The 18,963-nt window shown below is 70.2% G+C and carries 15 protein-coding genes; 7 read left to right on the plus strand and 8 right to left on the minus strand.

From position 1 onward, the window contains the following. Nucleotides 1-32: 32 nt before the first annotated feature. The 6 genes from MXD59_RS07905 to MXD59_RS07930 all read right to left on the minus strand — a co-directional run bounded on the left by MXD59_RS07905 (nucleotide 33) and on the right by MXD59_RS07930 (nucleotide 7,569). Entirely contained in the window at nucleotides 33-1,127 is a 1,095-nt protein-coding gene (locus tag MXD59_RS07905) for a glycosyltransferase family 4 protein (protein WP_248824112.1), read from the minus strand. 92 nt (nucleotides 1,128-1,219) lie between these two features. Continuing rightward, complete coding sequence (locus MXD59_RS07910; RefSeq protein ID WP_248824113.1) at nucleotides 1,220-1,885, minus strand: hypothetical protein; 666 nt, start codon at nucleotides 1,883-1,885, stop codon at nucleotides 1,220-1,222. 61 nt (nucleotides 1,886-1,946) lie between these two features. Next, complete coding sequence (locus MXD59_RS07915; protein WP_248824114.1) at nucleotides 1,947-4,139, minus strand: hypothetical protein; 2,193 nt, start codon at nucleotides 4,137-4,139, stop codon at nucleotides 1,947-1,949. A 4-nt stretch (nucleotides 4,140-4,143) separates the two neighbouring features. Then, the gene (locus MXD59_RS07920; protein WP_248824115.1) at nucleotides 4,144-5,364 is read right to left on the minus strand and encodes a glycosyltransferase family 4 protein; all 1,221 of its coding nucleotides are present in this window, start codon (nucleotides 5,362-5,364) and stop codon (nucleotides 4,144-4,146) included. Between the two features lie 27 nt (nucleotides 5,365-5,391). Continuing rightward, nucleotides 5,392-6,270 (minus strand): glycosyltransferase family 2 protein, encoded by an 879-nt coding sequence (locus tag MXD59_RS07925; RefSeq protein WP_248815835.1) that lies wholly within the window; start codon nucleotides 6,268-6,270, stop codon nucleotides 5,392-5,394. Between the two features lie 672 nt (nucleotides 6,271-6,942). Then, complete coding sequence (locus tag MXD59_RS07930; protein ID WP_248824116.1) at nucleotides 6,943-7,569, minus strand: acyltransferase; 627 nt, start codon at nucleotides 7,567-7,569, stop codon at nucleotides 6,943-6,945. Nucleotides 7,570-8,341: 772 nt separating this feature from the next. Between MXD59_RS07930 and MXD59_RS07935 the strand changes: the two genes are divergently transcribed. Both MXD59_RS07935 and MXD59_RS07940 read left to right on the plus strand, forming a co-directional pair. Then, entirely contained in the window at nucleotides 8,342-9,799 is a 1,458-nt protein-coding gene (locus MXD59_RS07935; RefSeq protein WP_248824117.1) for a carboxylesterase/lipase family protein, read from the plus strand. A 1,036-nt stretch (nucleotides 9,800-10,835) separates the two neighbouring features. Then, nucleotides 10,836-11,612, plus strand: a complete 777-nt coding sequence (locus tag MXD59_RS07940; RefSeq protein WP_248824259.1) for a glycoside hydrolase family 16 protein — start codon at nucleotides 10,836-10,838, stop codon at nucleotides 11,610-11,612. Nucleotides 11,613-11,668: 56 nt separating this feature from the next. On the opposite strand, the gene MXD59_RS07945 is transcribed toward MXD59_RS07940, so the two are convergent. After that, nucleotides 11,669-13,111: a 4-hydroxyphenylacetate 3-hydroxylase family protein gene (locus MXD59_RS07945; protein ID WP_248824118.1), complete on the minus strand. Its 1,443-nt coding sequence runs from the start codon at nucleotides 13,109-13,111 to the stop codon at nucleotides 11,669-11,671. Between the two features lie 286 nt (nucleotides 13,112-13,397). Between MXD59_RS07945 and MXD59_RS07950 the strand changes: the two genes are divergently transcribed. From MXD59_RS07950 to MXD59_RS07970, 5 genes are all read left to right on the plus strand, one after another. Next, complete coding sequence (locus MXD59_RS07950; protein ID WP_248824119.1) at nucleotides 13,398-14,120, plus strand: response regulator transcription factor; 723 nt, start codon at nucleotides 13,398-13,400, stop codon at nucleotides 14,118-14,120. Then, complete coding sequence (locus tag MXD59_RS07955) at nucleotides 14,117-15,628, plus strand: sensor histidine kinase (RefSeq protein WP_248824120.1); 1,512 nt, start codon at nucleotides 14,117-14,119, stop codon at nucleotides 15,626-15,628. Before MXD59_RS07950 ends, MXD59_RS07955 begins: the two co-directional genes overlap by 4 nt. A 94-nt stretch (nucleotides 15,629-15,722) precedes the next feature. Then, a complete protein-coding gene (locus MXD59_RS07960; RefSeq protein ID WP_248824121.1) occupies nucleotides 15,723-16,445 on the plus strand; it encodes an O-methyltransferase in 723 nt (240 codons plus the stop codon). A gap of 64 nt (nucleotides 16,446-16,509) precedes the next feature. Continuing rightward, nucleotides 16,510-17,415: an LOG family protein gene (locus MXD59_RS07965; protein WP_248824122.1), complete on the plus strand. Its 906-nt coding sequence runs from the start codon at nucleotides 16,510-16,512 to the stop codon at nucleotides 17,413-17,415. After that, complete coding sequence (locus tag MXD59_RS07970; protein WP_248815798.1) at nucleotides 17,412-18,014, plus strand: LOG family protein; 603 nt, start codon at nucleotides 17,412-17,414, stop codon at nucleotides 18,012-18,014. The genes MXD59_RS07965 and MXD59_RS07970 overlap by 4 nt, the downstream gene beginning before the upstream one ends. A 53-nt stretch (nucleotides 18,015-18,067) precedes the next feature. Here the strand turns inward: MXD59_RS07970 and folP are convergent, their stop codons facing one another. Then, on the minus strand, nucleotides 18,068-18,958 hold the full coding sequence (gene folP, locus MXD59_RS07975) for a dihydropteroate synthase (RefSeq protein ID WP_248824123.1): 891 nt from the start codon (nucleotides 18,956-18,958) through the stop codon (nucleotides 18,068-18,070). Nucleotides 18,959-18,963 lie beyond the last annotated feature (5 nt).

Genomic DNA, 18,963 nt, shown 5'->3' on the forward strand with positions numbered 1-18,963 from the left:
ACGAACTGACCGCTGGGACGGGACGTTGACCGTCATGGCGCCGGTACGTTCAGGTAGAGCCCGCGCAACGACCGCGCGCAGTCATCCCAGCTGGGCAGCGCGAGCTTCGGCGGGGGAACGGGATGGGTCAGCTCGCGGTGCAGTGCGCCCGCCACCGCCCACGCGTCATCGGGGGCGGCCACCGTCCGGGCCAGACCGCGTTCGGCCAGTTCGCTGAGTCCGGACGTGGCGCTGACCAGCACCGGCCGTCCGGTGGCGACCGCTTCCATCACCGCGACGGGATGGGCCTCGTAGTCGCTGAGCAGCGCCACCGCCCGGGCATCTCGCAGGACCGCGCTCATGTCCTCGCGGTCGGTGGGCGGGATGAACCGGAAGGCGACGCGGTCGCCGAGACCGAGTTCGGCCGCCTGCCGGCGAAGCTGCGCCTCGTAGGGGCCGCGTCCGATCAGAACCAGCCGGGCCTGGGGTTCCCGGCGCAACAACTCGGGCATCGCGGCGATCAGCCGGTGCTGGCCCTTGTACCGCTCGAAGCGGCCCACCGACACGACCACGCGGTTGTCCGGGATCGGCGCCGCGGTGGAGAACGTCTCCACGCCGTTCTGGATGACGCTGACCCGCGACGGATCGGGATGGCAGAGCCGGGTGAACATCTCGGCTTCGAACCTCGCCACGCAGACGAGGTGATGTGCCCGGCGGACCAGAGGCCCCAGCGCACGCCACTGCGACGCCCGCAGGCTGTGCCGGGCCCGGGAGGAATGCCCGCCGGTGTGTGGCGTGAGGATGTACGGCACACCCGCGCGGACCGCGGCGGACATGGCGAGGACGGGAACCGCCGTGTGCGCGCCCTGCACGTGCACGAGGTCGGGGCGGCGTGCCTTCATCTCGGCGACGAGTCGCGGCGCGACGAGGTAGTCCCGTTCCCGGGGAAAGGCGGGCACCCGGGTGACCGCGACACCGGCGATCGTCTCGGTTCGGAGATGGGCCTGGCGCTGGTCGGTGGTGAGCACCTCGACGCGCAGATCGGGCAGTTCGTTCAGTCGCCGGGCTGTCTCGAAGACATGGGTCTCGATGCCTCCGATGTCCGGAAAGAACCTCGGCGTCACCATGAGGATCTTCCTGACCTGCATGCTTCCTCCTGCGCCGCCGGGTCGGGCTGGCGATGTGATGGGCTGGGCCACGCCGCGCGCTGTCGTGCCATCGGATGTCATACGGTCGGATGTCATGGGAGAGTCACCGTCCGTATGACGGCTCCGTCGCGTATCAGGTTCACCGTCGCGCCACTGGCCGTCGCCGTCTCGGGGATGGTGATCCGCAGCGCGGAACCCAGCCGGGGCAACTGGGCCGAGCGCCAGCTCTGCCGTCCGCCGCGCAGGACCGCGAGGTACATCACCGAACCCGTGTCGCCGGCCCGGGTCACGGTCACCTCGGACGCACCGTCGTGCGCGCCGATGGCCAGTGCCACGTCGGGACGATCGGCGTGATGCGTGGCCCTCTCGGAGACGACCAGTCCGGTGACGACCAGGGCAAGCGTGACTACCAGGCTGGTCGCCGCCAGTCGACGGTGGCGCCCGGCGGCGACCAGCCGGGCCAGCCGCGTCGCCCGCAGCAGGGCCTGTCGCTGTCCGCCGATGGCCACACATCCCGCGCTCAACCCGATGCAGACGAGGTAGAAGGCCCACGGCCGGTTGGCGATGCCGACGGCGCCCAGCAGCAGCGCGACCAGCAACAGCAGCGACATCACCGCCAGCATCAGCCGCAGGACGGCGACGCGGGACACCGCCGGTTCGCCGGAGCCCGCGGGCTGGGTGACCAGACTGACGGCGAGGGTCAGCCCGGCGATCACGACGACACCGGCGATCAGGTGGGCGAGGGCGACCATGGTCATGGGCGCGCCCCGGTGACCAGGCCCGGGTGGCCACCGCCGCGGCCTGGGCGGGAGAGCTGGGTCATCGCTGGGCCGTCGTGGTGGGGGTCGCGATCGACGGTTTCCCGCGCCACAGACCGACGACGGAGTAGATCCGGATCGGTCCGTTGTCGTAGACACGGACGGAACCGGGTACCCGGTCGTACTTGGCCAGCGCCTCATGGGTGATCCGGGTGCCCGGCTCGGCCTCGCCCGGGGCGACGTAGACGCCGATGCGGGGCAGCGACTTCGCCAGCCGCTGGTCGACCACCAGGTAGTCGACCTTGTTGCGGGCCAGGATGCCCTGCTCGTAGCGGCCGAAGTGCGGCCCGAAGTACAGCGGTCCGACGTTCGTCCCGCCGGACAGGCCCGAGGTCACCCACACACCGCCGCGTGCGGCGAACACGGCGCCGTTGACCCGGTCGCAGGCGAGGACGGAACCGGCGGGCAGGTTGTCGCGGGCCCACCGGGCCGCCTGGAGCGCGAAGCGGTCAACCGAACGGGCGTCCGCGGAGACCAGGTAGGGGCCGGTCGAGCGCTGCCAGTCCGGGGAGCCGAGCACGATCCCACCGAGGAACGGCAGCATCGCGGCCAGTGTCACCACGGCGGTCGTGCGCTTCGCCGGATGCGCCGACATGAACCTGGCGCCCAGCATGCCGACCACCAGGGCCAGGCCGATGAAGATAAAGGTCGAGAACCGGGTGGTGAACTCGGCTGTCTTCGGTGAGACCCGGCCGACGAGAATGCACGGATAGGACAGACCCAGGGCGAACAGAATCCGGAACATGTACCGGTCGCTGGCCTGGTGGCGCCAGCGGGGAAACCAGCGCAGCAGGGGCAGGATCGCACCCAGCCACAGCAACGACCACAGGATGATCGCACCGCGTTCCCACTGCGGCGTGACGGGCCCGCCGTTGCCGCTGAACAGCTTGCGGCTGGAGTTGCTCCCGCCCACGACCCCGGCGAGCTGGCCGAACGCGTCCTCGAAGATCGGCGCGAGGTATTCGCCGATCATCGGACCGCTCCACACCGACCACAGCACCATGGCGCCGAGGCCCGGCAGGAAAAGCCAGGTCGCCCAGCCGGCCCGGGCCGGGTCGCGGGAGAAGCGCCGCACGCTGAGCGTCCAGAGCGCCAGTATCCCGACGGCCAGCCAGCTGGTCAGATGGTGGGATGTCGCCAGCGCGGCCAGACCCAGGACCGGGGCCACCACCACGGCCGCGGGCGGCCGAACCGACTTCGACCGACCTGCCGAAGGGACATCCCCCGGGCTTTCGTCCGCCGGTATCCCGCCCGGGGCGGTCCCGTCCGCGGTGTTCCCGTCCGCGGTGGTGGCGTCGGTCGTGGTGGCGTCGGTCCTGGTTTCCTGGGCGAGGCTTTCGGGTGGTGCGGCTGCCTTTGTCGGTGTGGCTGTCCGTGTCGGTGCGGGGGGCGGTGGCGGGGTCCGGGTCGCCACCGCCAGGGCGAGAACGGCGAACATGAGGCCGATCGCCAGGCTCTGGTAGGAGAACTGGGAGTTGAACAGGTAGTACTGCGGGCTGGCGCAGTAGACGACGACGCCGACACCCGCGGCGTAGGCGGACCCGCTGAGCCGTTCCACCAGCACGAACAGTGCCCAGATGGTGAGCGTCCGGGCGAACAGGATCACGACCGCGCCGGACAGCGTCAACGACAGTCCGGTGAGCTGCGCGACGGCGTCGGTGAGCAGTTCGAGACCGGGATAGCGCGCACTGGCCGGAAGCAGCGGGTTATGGCTGAACAGCACGCCTGAATGCATCAGGTCGGTGGCGGTCCGAATGTGCAGCAGCTCGTCGAACTGGTCGAAACCCCGGATCTCGGCCACGGTGCGGCACAGCGTGAGGCCGACACCGAGCGCGAGCGCGTCGCGCAACCGGTCCCGGGCATCGCATCGGGGATTGAACAGCCGCCCGCCGGCCACCAGATAGATCAGGGCGATCCCCAGCCACACCAGCTCGATGCTGCGGCTCTCCGACCCGTCCCGACCGGCGGCGATCCCCAGACCGTTGAGGAGCACGCCAAGGCCGACCACCGGGAGCACCAGCGCCTTGTGGAACCGCTCGAACCAGGAGAACCGCGGCCGGGCCGGCGTGAGTTCCACGGCCACCGTCGGCTCCCCCGCCGAGGCAGCCATGACCGACGCTCCCGTGGTGGTGGACTGGACGGTCACCGGACCGTCCAGTGACGTGGACGCGGTCGCCATGGCATCAGTCGCCATCGCATCAGCGGCCATGAACGAGATGGGTGTACACCTGCTCGATGCGTGGCAGCACAGTGCTGGCCAGGTACCGGTGGACCCGGGCGCGCCCGGCGGTGCCCAGTTCGTCGCGGTAGCCGCGGTCCTTGCTGAGCCGCTCCAGTGCGTCGGCCAACCCGGTGGCGTCGCCCGGCGCGACCACCAGACCCTCGCGATCCTGGCGGACCATGTCCGCGATGCCGCCCAGGGGCGTGGTCACCACCGCTCGTCCGGCCGCCATGGCTTCGAGGACGACGGTCGGGCAGGGGTCGGGCCAGATCGACGGGGCGACCGCGAAGGCCGCGTGGGCGAACGCCTGGACCACACGCGGGTGATCCCAGGCCTCGGCGATCGTCGCCCCCTCGGGCAGCTCCCGGGGAGTGGAGGTGGTTCGACGGCCGACCATCAGCAACGGCAGGCGTGGCAGCGGCAGCCGCTGGTAGGCGGCGAGCAGAACGTCGACGCCCTTCTCGGCGCTGAGATCTCCGACGAACAGGATGTAGCCCTCGGAGACCAGACCCTCCGGTGGCGAGCTGACACCGGCCATCTTCGTCAGCAGGTCGTCCGGAACGAAGTTGGGGATCACCTCGTAGGGCACACCGAGGTCGTCGAGCCGGTTGTGGCGGGCCACCGCACGGCTGACGGCGATGATCTGGTCGACATGGCGGCGGCGCAGCCGCTGGCCGGCGAGGTTGGCCGTGTAGGTGGCCGTCCCGACCACGGTGCCGTAGTGGACCCGGCAGCAGGACAGGCAACGGGCCGGCGCGGGTCCGGAACAGACCTCCACGTCCGCCCGCATGTACCGCTTCGTCGCGCAGGCGTGGCTGTAGTCGTGCAGGGTCAGGACGACGGGCACGTTCGCGCTGCGCCGGGACGGCAGCACGCTGTTGACGATCCAGTTGTGGGCATGCACGACGTCCGGCTGCTCCTCGCGGATCAGCCGGCGCAACGCCACCGTCATGCGCGGATCCGGTGCGGGCGGCGCGTAGGTGCGGTCCGGCTCGCTGTAGAGCATGGGCAGGCTGGCTGTCGCCGGCTGCACCGTGCGGACCCGAACCCCCTCGCGCAGCTGCTCGCCGCCGGCCGGGCCCTGGGTGATGACCACGACGTCGTGGTGGTCGTGCAGGTAGTGGGCGAGGTTGCGCACGTGCCGCTCCTCGCCTCCGATGACCGGCGGATAGAACTGCGCCAGCAGAGCGATTTTCATGATTCTCCCGCGGTAGCCGAGGGCCCGTCAGGCGCCTTCCCGCAGGTAGGTCGGCTCCTCGGGCGTTCGCGTCTCAGGAACCCGTCGCTGGTGGACGACGGAGGCCGCAGCGGCGAAATGCGGGCGGCGGGCCGGTGCGCGGCCCGGTGAGGCGGGGTTACGGCGCAGGCGACCCCATTCGGCGAGGATCGTGCGCAGAACGCGCAGGCCGTCGGAGAACGCGTTCAGGTTGCTGACGCCGTGCAGCCGATCGTGTTCGTAGCTGGGTACCTCGACGACGCGCAGGCCGGAGTGCGCGATGCGGATGTTGACCAGCGTCTCGACCTCGAACCCGTCGCCCCAGCGGCGCGGGCCGGGCTCACCGGATTCCAGTGCCAGCGCCGGCAGGCAGCGCCGCCAGAAGGCGTTGTAGCCGTAGCAGAGATCGGTGTAGCGGCAGTTGAACAGGACGTTGACGAAGCCGCTGAGCAGCCGGTTGCCGAGCTTGCGCAGCAGGGTCAGGTCGCTGCTGCCCCCACCGACCAGGGAGCGCGATCCTTTGGCGAAGTCCGCGCCGGCGACCAGCGCGCCGACGAACGCCGGGATCTCGGCCGGGTCGGCGGAGCCGTCCGCGTCCACCATGACGATGATGTCTCCGGTCGCCGCGGCGAATCCGCAGGCGAGAGCGTTGCCTTTACCTCGTCTGGTCTGGTGGACGATGACGACATCCCGGTGCAGCGAGCGGGCCGTTTCGACGGTGTCGTCGACGGAACGGCCGTCCACGATGATCACCTCGACGCCGGCCGGCAGCCTGGCGAACACATGCTGCAGGTTACGGGCCTCGTTCAGAGTTGGTATGACGACACTGATGGACGGGTTTGCGGGCAGGCCGAGCACATCTCCCCCTGAGGTACCGAGCTGCCGCATGAGGGCAGGCATGACAAAGCTTTTCCCCGCTCAGAACAGTTTCGGCGAGTCCATGTCCGGGTGTGGCGAGAAAGCAGACTGGGCTCCACTCGACGCCGGTGACCGACCGTGTGGCCGACGTCGGTGGTACTGGCCCGCGTTGGTTCTGGGAACCGGCCCGCGGTATGTTGCCCGATCCGGCCTGGAAGGCTCCTGCCGGTGTCGTCAGGCTACCTCATCGGGCGTGCCGAAGGGCTGGTTTTCGATCTCTTCTCCTGGTTGTAATGAATGTTTTTCCGAGTCGTCGTTTTTTCGGTCTTTCGGTGTCAGTTGGCATGCCGGAGCGACACCTGGGATATCGGCCGGAACCGGGCCGGTGTCAGGGCATGGCGGTGTTCCTGCCTGTGGGCGGTGCGGGAACCGCTCGGTGGCCGCGCCGGAGGTCTCCCGGTGGCAACCCCGTCGATTCCACGATTCGCCGATTTCTGAGACAACCGTCGGCCGGCTGGAACTCGCCCGCCGGCTCGGCGGCGCGACCGGGGAGGACCGAGGCCGCCCGGTCGGCGTCCGCTGGCGCAGCCATCGGCAGCACGGGACCGGCGCGTGGCCGTGGGTGTACGGGCTCACGGAAAAGGTGATCGACCAGCTGGTGGGCGCGACCGGTGGGCAGAACGGTGCCACCCGGAAATCACACTAGGCCGGGGTGGCCTCCTGAAGGGCATCGGTCGTGGAAACGGTGCCAACAACGGTGTTCGTCTTTACCGTGGCCTGGGCCGGGACATTCTCCTGGACGGGGCTGGACTGGAGGGAACGGATCTTCTTGGCCGGCACACCGGCGTAGAGACCAAAGTCCTCACAGTCCTTGGTGACGACGGAACCACCTGCAACCACAGTATGATCGCCGATCGTCACGCCGGGCATCACGACCGCCCGTGCACCGACCCAGCTGTGCGCGCCGACGCGGATAGGACCCTTCTCGAACACCTCTCGCTGGACTCCCATCGGGCCGATGGGGTGCCCCGAGGTGAGGAAGGTGGCCTGCGGGCCGACAATCGTGTGGTCGCCGATGTGCACCTCGGCCGAGTTGTCGATGAAGACGCCCCAGCCCAGGCCCACGTGCCGACCCAGATGCGCCCGATGGCCGAGTACACAACGCGGGAATATCTCGGCGCTCTGCGTCTTCACGCCCCCCAGGCGATAGAGCAGGTAGCGAATCGGGCGTGGCGTCAGTACTGATCCACCGAGAACGTTGACGATGAATCCCTGGGCGAGCATGCCCAGCTCCAGCCAGACCTGATAGCACAGGCGGCGTACTTTCATTCGAGCCCCCTCTAACCGTCTTTGACGGCCCCGTCCGGATGCTATCGCAGCCGGGTAGACCCATCCAGCAGATCTCACTTCCCGGCCAGAACGCGGTCAGCGCATGGTGTCTCTGTCGCCACCCGCGTGATCCCACCCGGCAGCGCACCGCCGGCATCGGATCGCACCGGCCGATGCTCTGGTCCGGCGCCCGGGATCCGAAATCCGCTGTATCGCATTCACCGAGGTGGGGGCGCTGCGGGCAATGACATGGCGGGCATGGCCCGGGTACTGGGGTGCATCCCTGGCGGGTGACGGATGCGTCCCGAAGGAGCAATCGAGGTGGCGATGCGTTACCCGGAACCGAGCGCCGACCTGCGGGTGTGAGGTAGGACACGGTGCGGCGAATGCGTCGACGGATTGAATCGGCGGGGCGGCGGACCCGAGGATTATCGGCTTCCTGACGGCGGGACGCCCGGTGTTCGCCGCCGGCCCGCTCCGCGGTCGGCGCGCTGTTCGTGGAGCTTGCGACATAAACAGGGTGACCAGGCTCTCCCCCGAGGTCAAGGTGAATATTCCATGGTTGTGGCCGCGCACCCGCTGGTTGCGGTTGTAATGTCACTGCCGCACACCACTCGCCGCGCATATCGCATTTGGGGGGGATATGTCCGTCTTGAGGAGGTGGATTACCGTCGGGCTGGGTTTTTGCGTCGCGGTAACCGCCGCCGGCTGTTCGGGTGGCGGTGGGCGGGGTTCGTCGGGTTCGGGTCACGCCCTGTCCGGGCGGGAGACGGTGGCCACCGCGCAGGGCCCGGTGACCGGGCAGCGGACAGCGGGCGGTGGCACGTCCTTTCTCGGGGTTCCCTACGCGGCATCGCCGGTGGGTCGGTTGCGCTGGCAGCCACCGCGACCGGCACCGTCGCGGGCGGGTGTGCTGGCGGCGACCAGGGCCGGCCATGCCTGCCCGCAGCCGGACCTCGCCAACACCAGCGAGGACTGCCTGGTGCTGAACATCTACGTCCCACCCGGCGCGCGGGCGGACGCCTCCCACCTTCCGGTTCTGGTCTGGCTGTACGGGGGCGGCTTTCTGACCGGCCAGGGGACGGACGTGGACGGTGCGCGGCTGGCCGAACAGGGCCGGCTCATCGTCGTCGCGCCGAACTACCGACTGGGCGCGCTCGGTTTCCTGTCCCTGTCGAGGATGACCGAGTCCACCGCGGGGCCCGGCCCGGGCGACTTCGGCCTGCTCGACCAGCAGGCCGCCCTGCGCTGGGTGCGCGCCAACATCGTCGGGTTCGGCGGTGATCCTGCGCGGGTGACCCTGAGCGGGCAGTCGGCCGGCGGCGCGAGTGTGTGCGCCAATCTCGTGTCACCCAGCGCCGAGGGACTGTTCCAGCGTGCGGTCGCGCAGAGCGGCTGTGCCCAGCGGCTGCGCACCCGCGCCGAGTCGGACGCGCAGGGCGCCACGTTGGCCGCCGCCGTGGGATGCGCGCAGCCCGCGACCCAGCTGGAGTGCCTGCGGGGGACACCGGCGGACCAGCTGGTCGCCGCCGCGAACACCCGTCGTTCTCGACTCTCCTGGGAACCGGCCGTGGGTGGCACCACGCTGCCGACGCCGATCCTCGCCGGTCTCGCCCGGCTGACCAGGCGGGTACCCGTCCTGGTCGGCACCAATCGGGACGAGGGTGGCGTCTTCGTGGTCCCAAGCTACGACTCCACCAGTAAGCCGCTCTCCGAAGCCGGCTACCAGGCGGCACTGACCGCGCAGTTCGGCGCGGCGGCCACCACCGTGGCCACGGCGTACGCCGCTGGGCCCGGAGTCTCCCCGGGGCTCGCGTTGGCCCGGGCGATCGGCGACAGCCGGTTCAGCTGCCGTGGCCTGAGCGCGGCCGACCTGCTGGCTCGGGCCGTCCCCACCTACGCGTACGAGTTCGTCGACACGGACGCGCCGGGGCGCCTGAGCGCCACCGCGCCTTTCCCCCTGGGGGCGTATCACGGTGCGGAGATCCAGTACGTCTTTCCGCGGGCGGATTCCGCGCTCACCGGCGAGCATGCCGCCCTGTCCGAGACGATGATCAGATATTGGGCGGCGTTCGCCGCGGATGGCGATCCGAACACCGCGGGCGCGGCGTCCTGGCCCACCTATGTCAGCGGTTCGGGGCGCTTCCAGTCGCTGGACCCGGCGGGTATCCGCACGACCACGAGTTTCGCCGCGGACCACCACTGTGATTTCTGGAAGCAGGTGGCCTGAATCGAGGTGGCCGGCGGTGTCCGAACGTCGGGCCGGACGGGGTACCCGCGTGGAAGCGACCAGGAAACAGTTATATTCAGATATCCAGCATTGAACTATGGACGATAAACGTGGCGCGATGGATCGTCATGTCGGGAGTTCCCACTGTTACTCTCAGAACCGGGGGGGACCGGTCGACGATCAGTGAATCCGTCCTTGTACGGGGGTCCCCATGGTCAGGCATCGGCGCGCCAGGCGCCGCTCACTTCGAAGCCCGCTCCTAGCGTTCACCACCGTTCTGGCCCTTCTCGGCACCGGATATTTTGTACTGTTTCGACCCGATGCTGACCAGCCCGATCGCCTGGTCGCCTCGGACGCGTTCTCCTGCGTGACCGACGACGACGGCGTCTGCTGGGTACCGCATCAACTCGGCTCGCTTCCCGCCACCGCCACCGCCGAGGTGAAGACCGGTGGGGCGGCACCGGCGCCCGCGTCAGGCGGACCATCCGGTTCGACGTCGACGGTGGCGGATACCACCAGGCCAGAGCCGCTGTTCGCCGCACCGGCGCAGCTGCAGCTCGGGCGGATCAAGCTGTTGTTCCTGGCTCCGGACGGGCGACCCTACCGGCATGGGCGCCTGCACGGCCGATATTTCGTCTACCGAAAGTGCCCGACCGCACTCGGCACGTGGTGTCGGCCGGGGGCGCGGCCGCCGGTGACCGGGGTGACGCCGACGCCGTCACCGGCACAGCCGATCCCGTCGGGGCCCTCGAGGCCAGGGGGACCGGTACCGGTGACGCCAGGCGGTGGTACCGGCTCACCGCCGGTCTCCCCGGCTCCGACAGCGCCACGGCCGATACCCAGTGTGGGCTCGGGCGGGCAGCCGACGCCAACCCCGCCGACGCCAACCCCGCCGACGCCAACCCCGCCGACGCCAACCCCGCCGACGCCAACCCCGCCGTTGCCAACCCTGGTGACGCCAGTGACGCCGACGCCGGTGGGTCCGCCCACGGTGGTGGGGCCGACGACACGCCCCTCGGCCACTCCCACCAGGCCGGTGCCGGTTCCGACGCGGCCCGCCGAACCCGTCCCCGGGGGCGGCGCGAACCTGCGGTTCGCCGACGAGTTCGGCGGACTGGCGGGTGCCGCTCCCGATTCGGCCGTGTGGTCACCCACAGTCGGCGATCGATGGGGAGTGAACGAGGTCCAGTGCTACACGGCGAGCCCGAACAACATCCGGCTGGACGGCTCGGGGCATCTGCTGCTGTCCGCGAACCGCGAGCCTTCCTGCAAGGGACGGTCGTACTCGTCCGGGCGGGTCGAGACACGTGGGAAACAGGCCTGGAAGTACGGGTACTTCGAGGTCCGGGCGAAGCTGCCCACCGGCGCTGGAATGTTTCCGGCGATCTGGATGCTCGGCCCCAACGGAGTCACCGAGTGGCCCCGGTCCGGCGAGACCGACATAGTCGAGATCATCTCCAGTAGGCCCGGCACTGTTCACACGAACGTCCATGGGATCGATGCCGAGGGTGCGCACTGGGAGGCCGGCTGGAGCGGCACCGGGCGAAGTCTCGACTACGCCGGAGCGGTCAGCGACACCTTCCACACCTATGGTCTGGACTGGACGGCGACCGGCCTGCGGTTCTACTTCGACGACAGGCTGATTCGCACGTTGTCGCGAGGTGATGTTCCGGTCTGGCTGTGGGATCAGCCCTTCTACATGATTCTGAACGCGGCGGTCGGCAGCTACGGCGGCTCACCTGACGCGGGGGCCTTCCCGCAGACCATGACGGTCGACTACGTGCGGGTCTACTCGTCGAAGCCGACAGCCTGACCCGCCTGACCCGGGCTGATCCGGCCTGGCCGGCGCCGCGGATGTGCGGTTGGGATCTAACGTTCGGTTGCCTCAAGAACGGAACCCAGCAGCGGGAAGGTCGAGGAACGTGCGGCCATCTTCTGTGCGAGGGTGAGGAAACGGCCCGAGGAGCCGAGGTAGAACCGCTCGTACAGTTCGGCGCGACCGCCGAAGCTGCTGCCGACGAAATCCCAGGCGAGTCGGAACAGCGCGATCCGGTCCTTCGCCGGCAGGCCGTTGGCGCCCTGGTAGTAAAGGTCGATCAGGGGGCGCAGTTCGGCGTTGTCGAGTTCGGACCAGGCCGGTGTCGCCAACAGGCTGTGGCTGCCCAGGACTTTGATGATCTCGTTGACGCGGGGGAACCACCTGGGCAGGGTCGGGCGCAGGGCGGCGAACGGTGGTTCGGCTGGAAGCCAGGTGCCCGAGCCCCATTCGTGGGCGCCGGCCTCGGCGGCCAGCAGTGCCGACCGGGTGAGTTCCAGATAGGTCCAGATCTCGCCGAGCATCTCGGTGGTCGCCGGGGACGAGTTGTTGACGGCCGCCGCCATCCGGGTCGCGAGTTCCCAGGCGAACTGAAGTTTGGTGACCGCCCGTATCGTCGTCTGCTGCATGATGTTCGGGGTCCACCCCGACCGCTGCATGACGCGGTTGTACAGGTCGACGTTGCCGTCCAGGAAAACGCGTTCGCGGGGTACCTCGACGTCGTCGAAGATGACGACGGCGTCCTGCTCGTCGAACCGGCTGGACAGCGGCTGGTCCGCCGGGCACGGCGAGGAGTAGCTGTCGCGGCACAGCAGTCGCAGCCCCGGTGTCGACATTGGTATGGCGAAGATGACCGCGTATTTCTCGTCGCCCTCGGCCAGCGGGTAGCCGGGGTAGACGAACATCTCGTCCGCGAACGGGGCGAGGGTCGCCAGCGCCCGCGCGCCGCGCACGAGGATGCCCCTGGAGGTGTCGGCCACCTTGTGGACGACGATGTCCCCGCCACCGGCGGCGGTCTCCGGCTGGGATCGGTCCACGGTGGGATTGACGATGGCGTGGGTGAGCGCCCAGTCGTTCAGCATGGCCTCGCGCTGGTAGGCGACGAGGTTGGCGGTGCCCTCCTCGTTGCCGTCCCGACCCCAGACGTCCGGCCGGCCGGCGAAACCGGCGAGGGTGACGTTGACATAGTCGGGGCTGCGCCCCATGAGACCGAGCGTGCGTTCGGCTATGCAGGCCAGCGCATCGTGCCGGGTTGCCAGATCGGCGGCCGACCGCGGAATGAGATGGGTGACGGGAACCTGCTCGCCGGAAACCGGATCCAGGCGCAGGAGCTTTTCCGGATGATCGAAATGAAGGTCGTAAAGGCGGGCCAGTGTGGTGGCCGCACCAGCGGTTCGCGGGTCGTTCGCGACGTCTTTGATGCGCTCCCCGCCGAGCCACACCTCACGATCGTCAGTAAGCCCGTCAAGATAGTCTTTTCCGGATCGTGCGCCCATCTCCCCGTGTCCCCCCGGACCTGGTTGGTGGCCTGATGTCGTACCAGTGACCCTGGAATCAATGTGCCGGGACCGCGGACCGCGCAGTGGCATGCCTGTTGCTTCGCAAGAGTAGCGGAGTTCGACCCCCCTTGAGGTGTCGATGAGATTTTGGTGGGAAAAGTGAAAGAGGCGAAAAGGGACATACAAGGGCAAAGATGTTTGCCGATCGATATTGCTGCCAGAATTGCTGCCAGAAATTCGGGATGTCCCGGGTCAGCCGGGGTCGAACACATAACGTTGCCCCATGGTGCGGTCGGCGGCGGCGCGCGTTCTGGTGGTCGAGGACGACGTGTCCCTGGGGCGTCTGCTGACAAGAAGTCTGCGTCGTGCCGGTTACACCGCGATCCTCGTGGCTGATGGCGCGTCCGCCCTCGAACAGGCGGCGTCGACGGACCCGCCCGATCTCGTGTTGCTGGATCTCGGCCTGCCGGATCTGGACGGTAACGACGTCTGCCGGCGCATGCGCGGTCTGACCGACAGCCCGGTCATCGTCATCACGGCCCGCGCGGAGGAGGCGGACCGTGTCCGCGCCCTCGACCTCGGTGCCGACGACTATCTGGTCAAGCCGTTCGGGCTGGCCGAACTGCTGGCGCGGATACGGGCGGTGCGTCGTCGGGCGGTCCGGGCCACGGCGGCCGCGGCCAGCGGGAACGAGATCCTGCGCCACGGCCCGATCGCGGTGGACCTGCGCAGCCGGCAGGTTCATCTGAACGGACGTCCGGTCGCGCTGACGGCCAAGGAGTTCGACCTGCTGGCGTGCCTCGCCCACGATCCCGGTCGGGCGCTGCGTCGGGAGGAGATCCTCGCCGCGGTGTGGGGCGAGTGGTTCGGCTCCTCGCGGGCCCTCGACGTCCATGTCGGGGCGTTGCGGCGCAAGCTCGGCCCCGGGCGGTACATCGAGACCGTGTACGGCGTCGGGTTCCGCCTGGTCGACCCCACGACCGCGCCCACCGGCGGCCACCGGTGAGCCGGCGCATCTTCGCCGCGTTCCTGGCACTGACCATGGTGACCCTGATCGGACTGTGCATCCCGCTGGGATTTCGGATCGCCGCCCACGACCGGCGGATCTTCTGCCTGCGCATCATGGCCGACACCGACGTGTACGCGGGCCAGGTGGAGGGAGCGCTCCGGCGGACACCCGCGCCCGATCCCGGCGCCGGGTCGTTGTCCACGGCCCTGCTTCCGCATCCGATGCGGGACACCACCGGGGGCCGCACCGGCGCGCCGGACACGGTGGAGCTCTACGACCGGACCGGGCGGCTGGTCGCCGGCAGCGGGCGACCGACCGAGGTGTCGGTGCTGGAGCTGCGCGAGGTCGTCCGGGACGAGCAGCGGCTGCGCTACCCCATCTCGGTCTCCGGCGGCCGGTTCGTCGCCGCGGCGCCGGTGCGCGGCGCCGCCGGGGTGCTTGGCGTCGTGGTCGTCGGACGGTCGGACGCACCGCTGCGGGCCGAGACCCGTTCGCGTTGGGCGATGATCGCCATCGGTGGAGGTGTCGTCGCGCTCGGTGCGCTGGTCGCCGCGTTGGCCCTGACCCGCTGGGTGGCGCGTCCCCTGCGCCGGGTGGAGCAGGCGGTGCAGGCGCTGGGCCAGGGTCGGCTGGCGACCCGGGCGCGGACGGTGCGGGGCCCGAGTGAGGTGCGGGCCCTCGCCGGGGCCTTCGACGAGATGGCGGCGCGGATCGAGTCGCTCGTCCACGGGCAGCGCACCTTGCTGGGAGACGTCTCCCATCAGCTACGCACACCGCTGGCCGCCATGCGCCTGCGGCTGGAACTGCTGGCGCAGGACGTGGACGGACCCGTGGCCGGCGAGGTGAACGGTGTCCTCACCGAGGTGGCCCGGCTGGCCCGGCTGGTGGATGGCCTGCTCGCCGTCGCGCGGGCCGAGCATGCCCCGGCCGCGCTCGAGCTGGTGGACGTCGCGTCCGTGATCGAGGACCGCGTGGTCGCGTGGCTGCCGGCGGCGGCCGACGCCGGGGTCGAACTCAGCTGCGACCTGCACCCGCCGCAGGCGCCGGACGTCGGCGCGGGTCTGCTGGCGTTGGCGGCCCCCGGCCATCTCGAGCAGATCCTCGACAACCTGGTCTGCAACGCGCTTGCCGCCAGCCCACGAGGTGGATCGGTGGTGGTCGGTGGCCGGTCGGTCCAGCCCGCCACGGTGCGCGTCACCGTGGCCGATGACGGGCCGGGCATGTCGGCGAGCGAGCGGGAACACGCCCTCATCCGCTACCGCACCGCAGGTGTGGCCCGAGATCCCGCGTCCGCCGAGGTCCGGCGCGCGGATCGGGGTGGGTCCGGGCTCGGCCTGACCATCGTGGCCACCCTGGTCGCGGCCGATGGTGGACGGGTGCGCCTGGCACGGAGCGCCTCCGGCGGGCTGCTGGCGGTGGTGGAGCTGGCAGCCGGGCGGGAACAGGCCGCGGGTACACCCGTCCCGGACGTCTCGAAACCCGCCATGATCTTTACAGGTTCCTGACGTCTTCCTGCCTGTTGAGCGTGGGCGAACACCGTTGCCAGCCGCATACCGTGGCGCTCGCCGGATTAATCCTGAGCGGGTGGAGGCGGTTTCGGTGACTGATGTGAATTCCTGGCTGCGGCGGTTGTACATCCGGGCGCTCACCATCCGGGTGATGCGGAACAAGTCCAGGTTCGTCGCGCGGCGGGTCCGGAAGTACTCGATCCAGTCGTCCTCGGCGCCGGATTCCGTGCTCGTCGAGCTGGCTCGCGAGACCGAGGCCCTCGGCCCGGCGGCGGGCATGCTCGTGCCGCATGCCCAGGGCACCCTGCTGACCACGCTGGTCGCCAGCGCGCGTCCGACGCGGGCGATCGAGGTCGGCACCTTCACGGGATACTCGTCGCTGTGCATCGCACGTGGCCTGTCCGACAGCGGCCAGTTGTTGTGTCTCGACATCAGTGAGCGGTGGACCTCGATCGCCGAGAAGTACTGGGCGCGCGCGGGTGTGGGTCACCGGATCGAGCTGCGGCTTGGTCCCGCGGCCGAGACGATTTCCGCACTTCCGGCGGAGCCGACCTTTGATTTCGCTTTCATCGACGCGGACAAGGTCTCCTATCAGGAGTATCTCGATCTGCTGCTGCCACGAATGCGGCTGGACGGTCTGCTGGTCGTCGACAACGTCCTGCTCCACGGGAAGGCGGCCCGCGGTCGAGCGCGGGGGGCGGAGCCGGCGGCCATGCGGCGGTTCAACGCCCGGCTGGCGGCGGACCACCGGCTCCAGACGGTGATGCTGCCCTTCGCCGACGGCCTCACGCTCGCCCGCGTCTGCGCCCACTGACCGCCGGCCCGGACGGGCCCACCCGCCGCCGCGTTCCCACCTCTGGTTGGCCTATGGTGCCGGGGTGACAGGGTCTGAGAGTCCGACCGCCGGCGCGGAGTTTCCGGGAGGGCGGGAGCGGCGGTATCCGCCGCCGGAGCAGATCCGGGGGGCGGTGGTGGCGCGGCGGGGTCAGGTCGAACGGTCGACCACTGACCAGCGGCTGCTCGACACCCGCAGCCCGTCCGGATTCGTACACGCCGATCCGTGGCGGGTGCTGCGCATCCAGAGCGAGTTCGTCGAGGGGTTCGGGCTGCTGGCCGAACTGCCGCGGGCGGTGACGGTCTTCGGGTCGGCGCGCATCCGCCCGGACGATCCGGTCTACGAGGTCGGCCAGCGGCTCGGGTCGGCTCTCGCCCGGGCCGGCTTCGCCGTCATCACCGGCGGTGGCCCGGGGGTGATGGAGGCGGCGAACCGCGGCGCGCAGGAGGCCGGTGGGCTCTCGGTGGGGCTCGGCATCGAACTGCCCTACGAGCAGCGGCTCAACGACTGGGTGGACCTCGGCGTCAGCTTCCGCTACTTCTTCGTCCGTAAGACGATGTTCGTCAAGTACGCGGAGGCGTTCGTCATCCTGCCGGGCGGGCTTGGCACCCTCGACGAGCTGTTCGAGGCCCTCACTCTTGTCCAGACCGGCAAGGTCACCAGGTTCCCGGTGGTCCTGCTCGGCTCCGCCTACTGGTCGGGCCTGCTCGACTGGCTGCGTTCGACGGTGCTCGCCGCGGGGCTGATCAAGGAGGCGGACCTGCACATGATGGCGGTGACCGACGATGTGGACGAGGCGGTGCGGATCGTCGTGGCCGGCACCTCCGGGGCGGGCCACGGCGCCGCCACCGCATCAGCCACCGCACCAGCCACGGAGCCAGCGGCGGAACCAGCCACGGAACCGCCGGTGGAACCGGCGGCGGAGCCAGGGGAGCGCGGACGGCCGTGAACGTGTGCGTGTACTGCGCGTCGTCGACACGGATCGACCCGGTCCATGTGGAGCTCGCGGCCGAGGTGGGAACGCGGATCGCGCGGCGCGGTCACACACTGGTCTCCGGTGGGGGATCGGTGTCGTGCATGGGGGCGGTGGCGCGAGCCGCCCGCGCCGGCGGGGCGCGCACGATCGGCATCATTCCCACGGTGCTGGACGCGATGGAGGTCACCGACACCGACTCCGACGAGCTGATCGTCACCGCGACGATGCGCGAACGCAAGGGCCTGATGGACGACCGCGCCGACGGCTTCCTCGCGCTGCCCGGCGGCCTCGGCACGCTGGAGGAACTCCTGGAGATCTGGGTGGCGCGGGTGCTGGGCCTGCATGCCAAGCCGGTCGTCGTGCTCGACCCGACGGGTGTCCTCGCGCCCCTGCGCGTTCTCGTCGACTCGTTGGTCGCCGGTGGCTTCGTCCGTCCGGCCGCGCGTGACACGGTGCACTGGGCCGGCGACGTCGACGAGGCGCTCGACCTGCTGGAAGCCGGCGCGAGCGGGAGTACGACGGCCGTCGCCCCGCCGTCGCCCACCGCCGCCGAGATCGTCGAAGGCGAGTAGAACGGACACGACCGGCCGGGCGGGATGACCGGCTGGTTCGGCCGGGTGGCTGGTCAGACGACGCCGCGACGGGCGACGGCGAGGTCGGTGTCGCCGCGGATCGTCGAGACCATCCGCAGGGCGCGCACCGTCGCCGCGACCTGGTGGGCGCGAAAGACCCGGGCGCCGAGCCAGGCGCTGACCGCGGTGGCGGCGAGGGTGCCCTCGAGTCGTCCGTCGACGCCGGTGTCGAGGGTCTCGCCGACGAAGTCCTTGTTCGACATGGCGACGAGGACCGGCCAGCCGGTGGCGGTCATCTCGGGCAGGCGGCGGGTCGCCTCGAGGGAATGGCGGCTGTTCTTGCCGAAGTCGTGACCGGGGTCCACGAGGATCGCATCGGGGCGGACCCCCAGGGCCACCGCACGTTCGGCGAGTCCCACCGTGGTCGTGACGATGTCGGCGACCACGTCGTCATAGGTCATCCGGTGCGGGCGGGTCCGTGGCGGCAGATGTCCGGCGTGGGTGCACACGAGGCCGATGTCCTGGGCGGCGGCGACCGCGGCGAGGTCCGGGTCGACCCCACCCCACGCGTCGTTGAGCAGGTCGGCGCCCTCGCCGGCGACCACGCGGCCGACCTCGGCCCGCCAGGTGTCGACGCTGATCACCACGTCGGCGTGTCGGGCCCGGATCGCCGCGACGAAGCCGCCGATCCGACGCAGCTCCTCGGCGGCGTCCACCTCCTCGCCGGGGGCGGCCTTCACCCCGCCGACATCGATGATCCCCGCGCCGTCGGCGACGGCCCGGTCGACGGCGGCGAGTGCCTCGGCCTCGCCGTAGGTCGCCCCGCGATCGAAGAAGGAGTCGGGCGTTCGGTTCACGATCGCCATGACGACAAGCTCGGCCGGTGCGAACACCCGCCGCCCCAGCCGCAACGGCCGCTGGCCCCGAACCACTTCGCCATCCATCCGGC

Source organism: Frankia umida, from assembly GCF_023242945.1.
Classification (GTDB): domain Bacteria; phylum Actinomycetota; class Actinomycetes; order Frankiales; family Frankiaceae; genus Frankia; species Frankia umida.

What these genes read in the sequence shown, in the direction of transcription:
- MXD59_RS07945 (WP_248824118.1), bottom strand. Translation starts at nt 13,111, where the DNA reads ATGGGCGCACGATCCGGAAAAGACTATCTTGACGGGCTTACTGACGAT.
- MXD59_RS07920 (WP_248824115.1), bottom strand. Translation starts at nt 5,364, where the DNA reads ATGAAAATCGCTCTGCTGGCGCAGTTCTATCCGCCGGTCATCGGAGGC.
- MXD59_RS07915 (WP_248824114.1), bottom strand. Translation starts at nt 4,139, where the DNA reads ATGGCGACTGATGCCATGGCGACCGCGTCCACGTCACTGGACGGTCCG.
- folP (WP_248824123.1), bottom strand. Translation starts at nt 18,958, where the DNA reads ATGGATGGCGAAGTGGTTCGGGGCCAGCGGCCGTTGCGGCTGGGGCGG.
- MXD59_RS07925 (WP_248815835.1), bottom strand. Translation starts at nt 6,270, where the DNA reads ATGCGGCAGCTCGGTACCTCAGGGGGAGATGTGCTCGGCCTGCCCGCA.
- MXD59_RS07905 (WP_248824112.1), bottom strand. Translation starts at nt 1,127, where the DNA reads ATGCAGGTCAGGAAGATCCTCATGGTGACGCCGAGGTTCTTTCCGGAC.
- MXD59_RS07930 (WP_248824116.1), bottom strand. Translation starts at nt 7,569, where the DNA reads ATGAAAGTACGCCGCCTGTGCTATCAGGTCTGGCTGGAGCTGGGCATG.
- MXD59_RS07950 (WP_248824119.1), top strand. Translation starts at nt 13,398, where the DNA reads ATGGTGCGGTCGGCGGCGGCGCGCGTTCTGGTGGTCGAGGACGACGTG.
- MXD59_RS07910 (WP_248824113.1), bottom strand. Translation starts at nt 1,885, where the DNA reads ATGACCATGGTCGCCCTCGCCCACCTGATCGCCGGTGTCGTCGTGATC.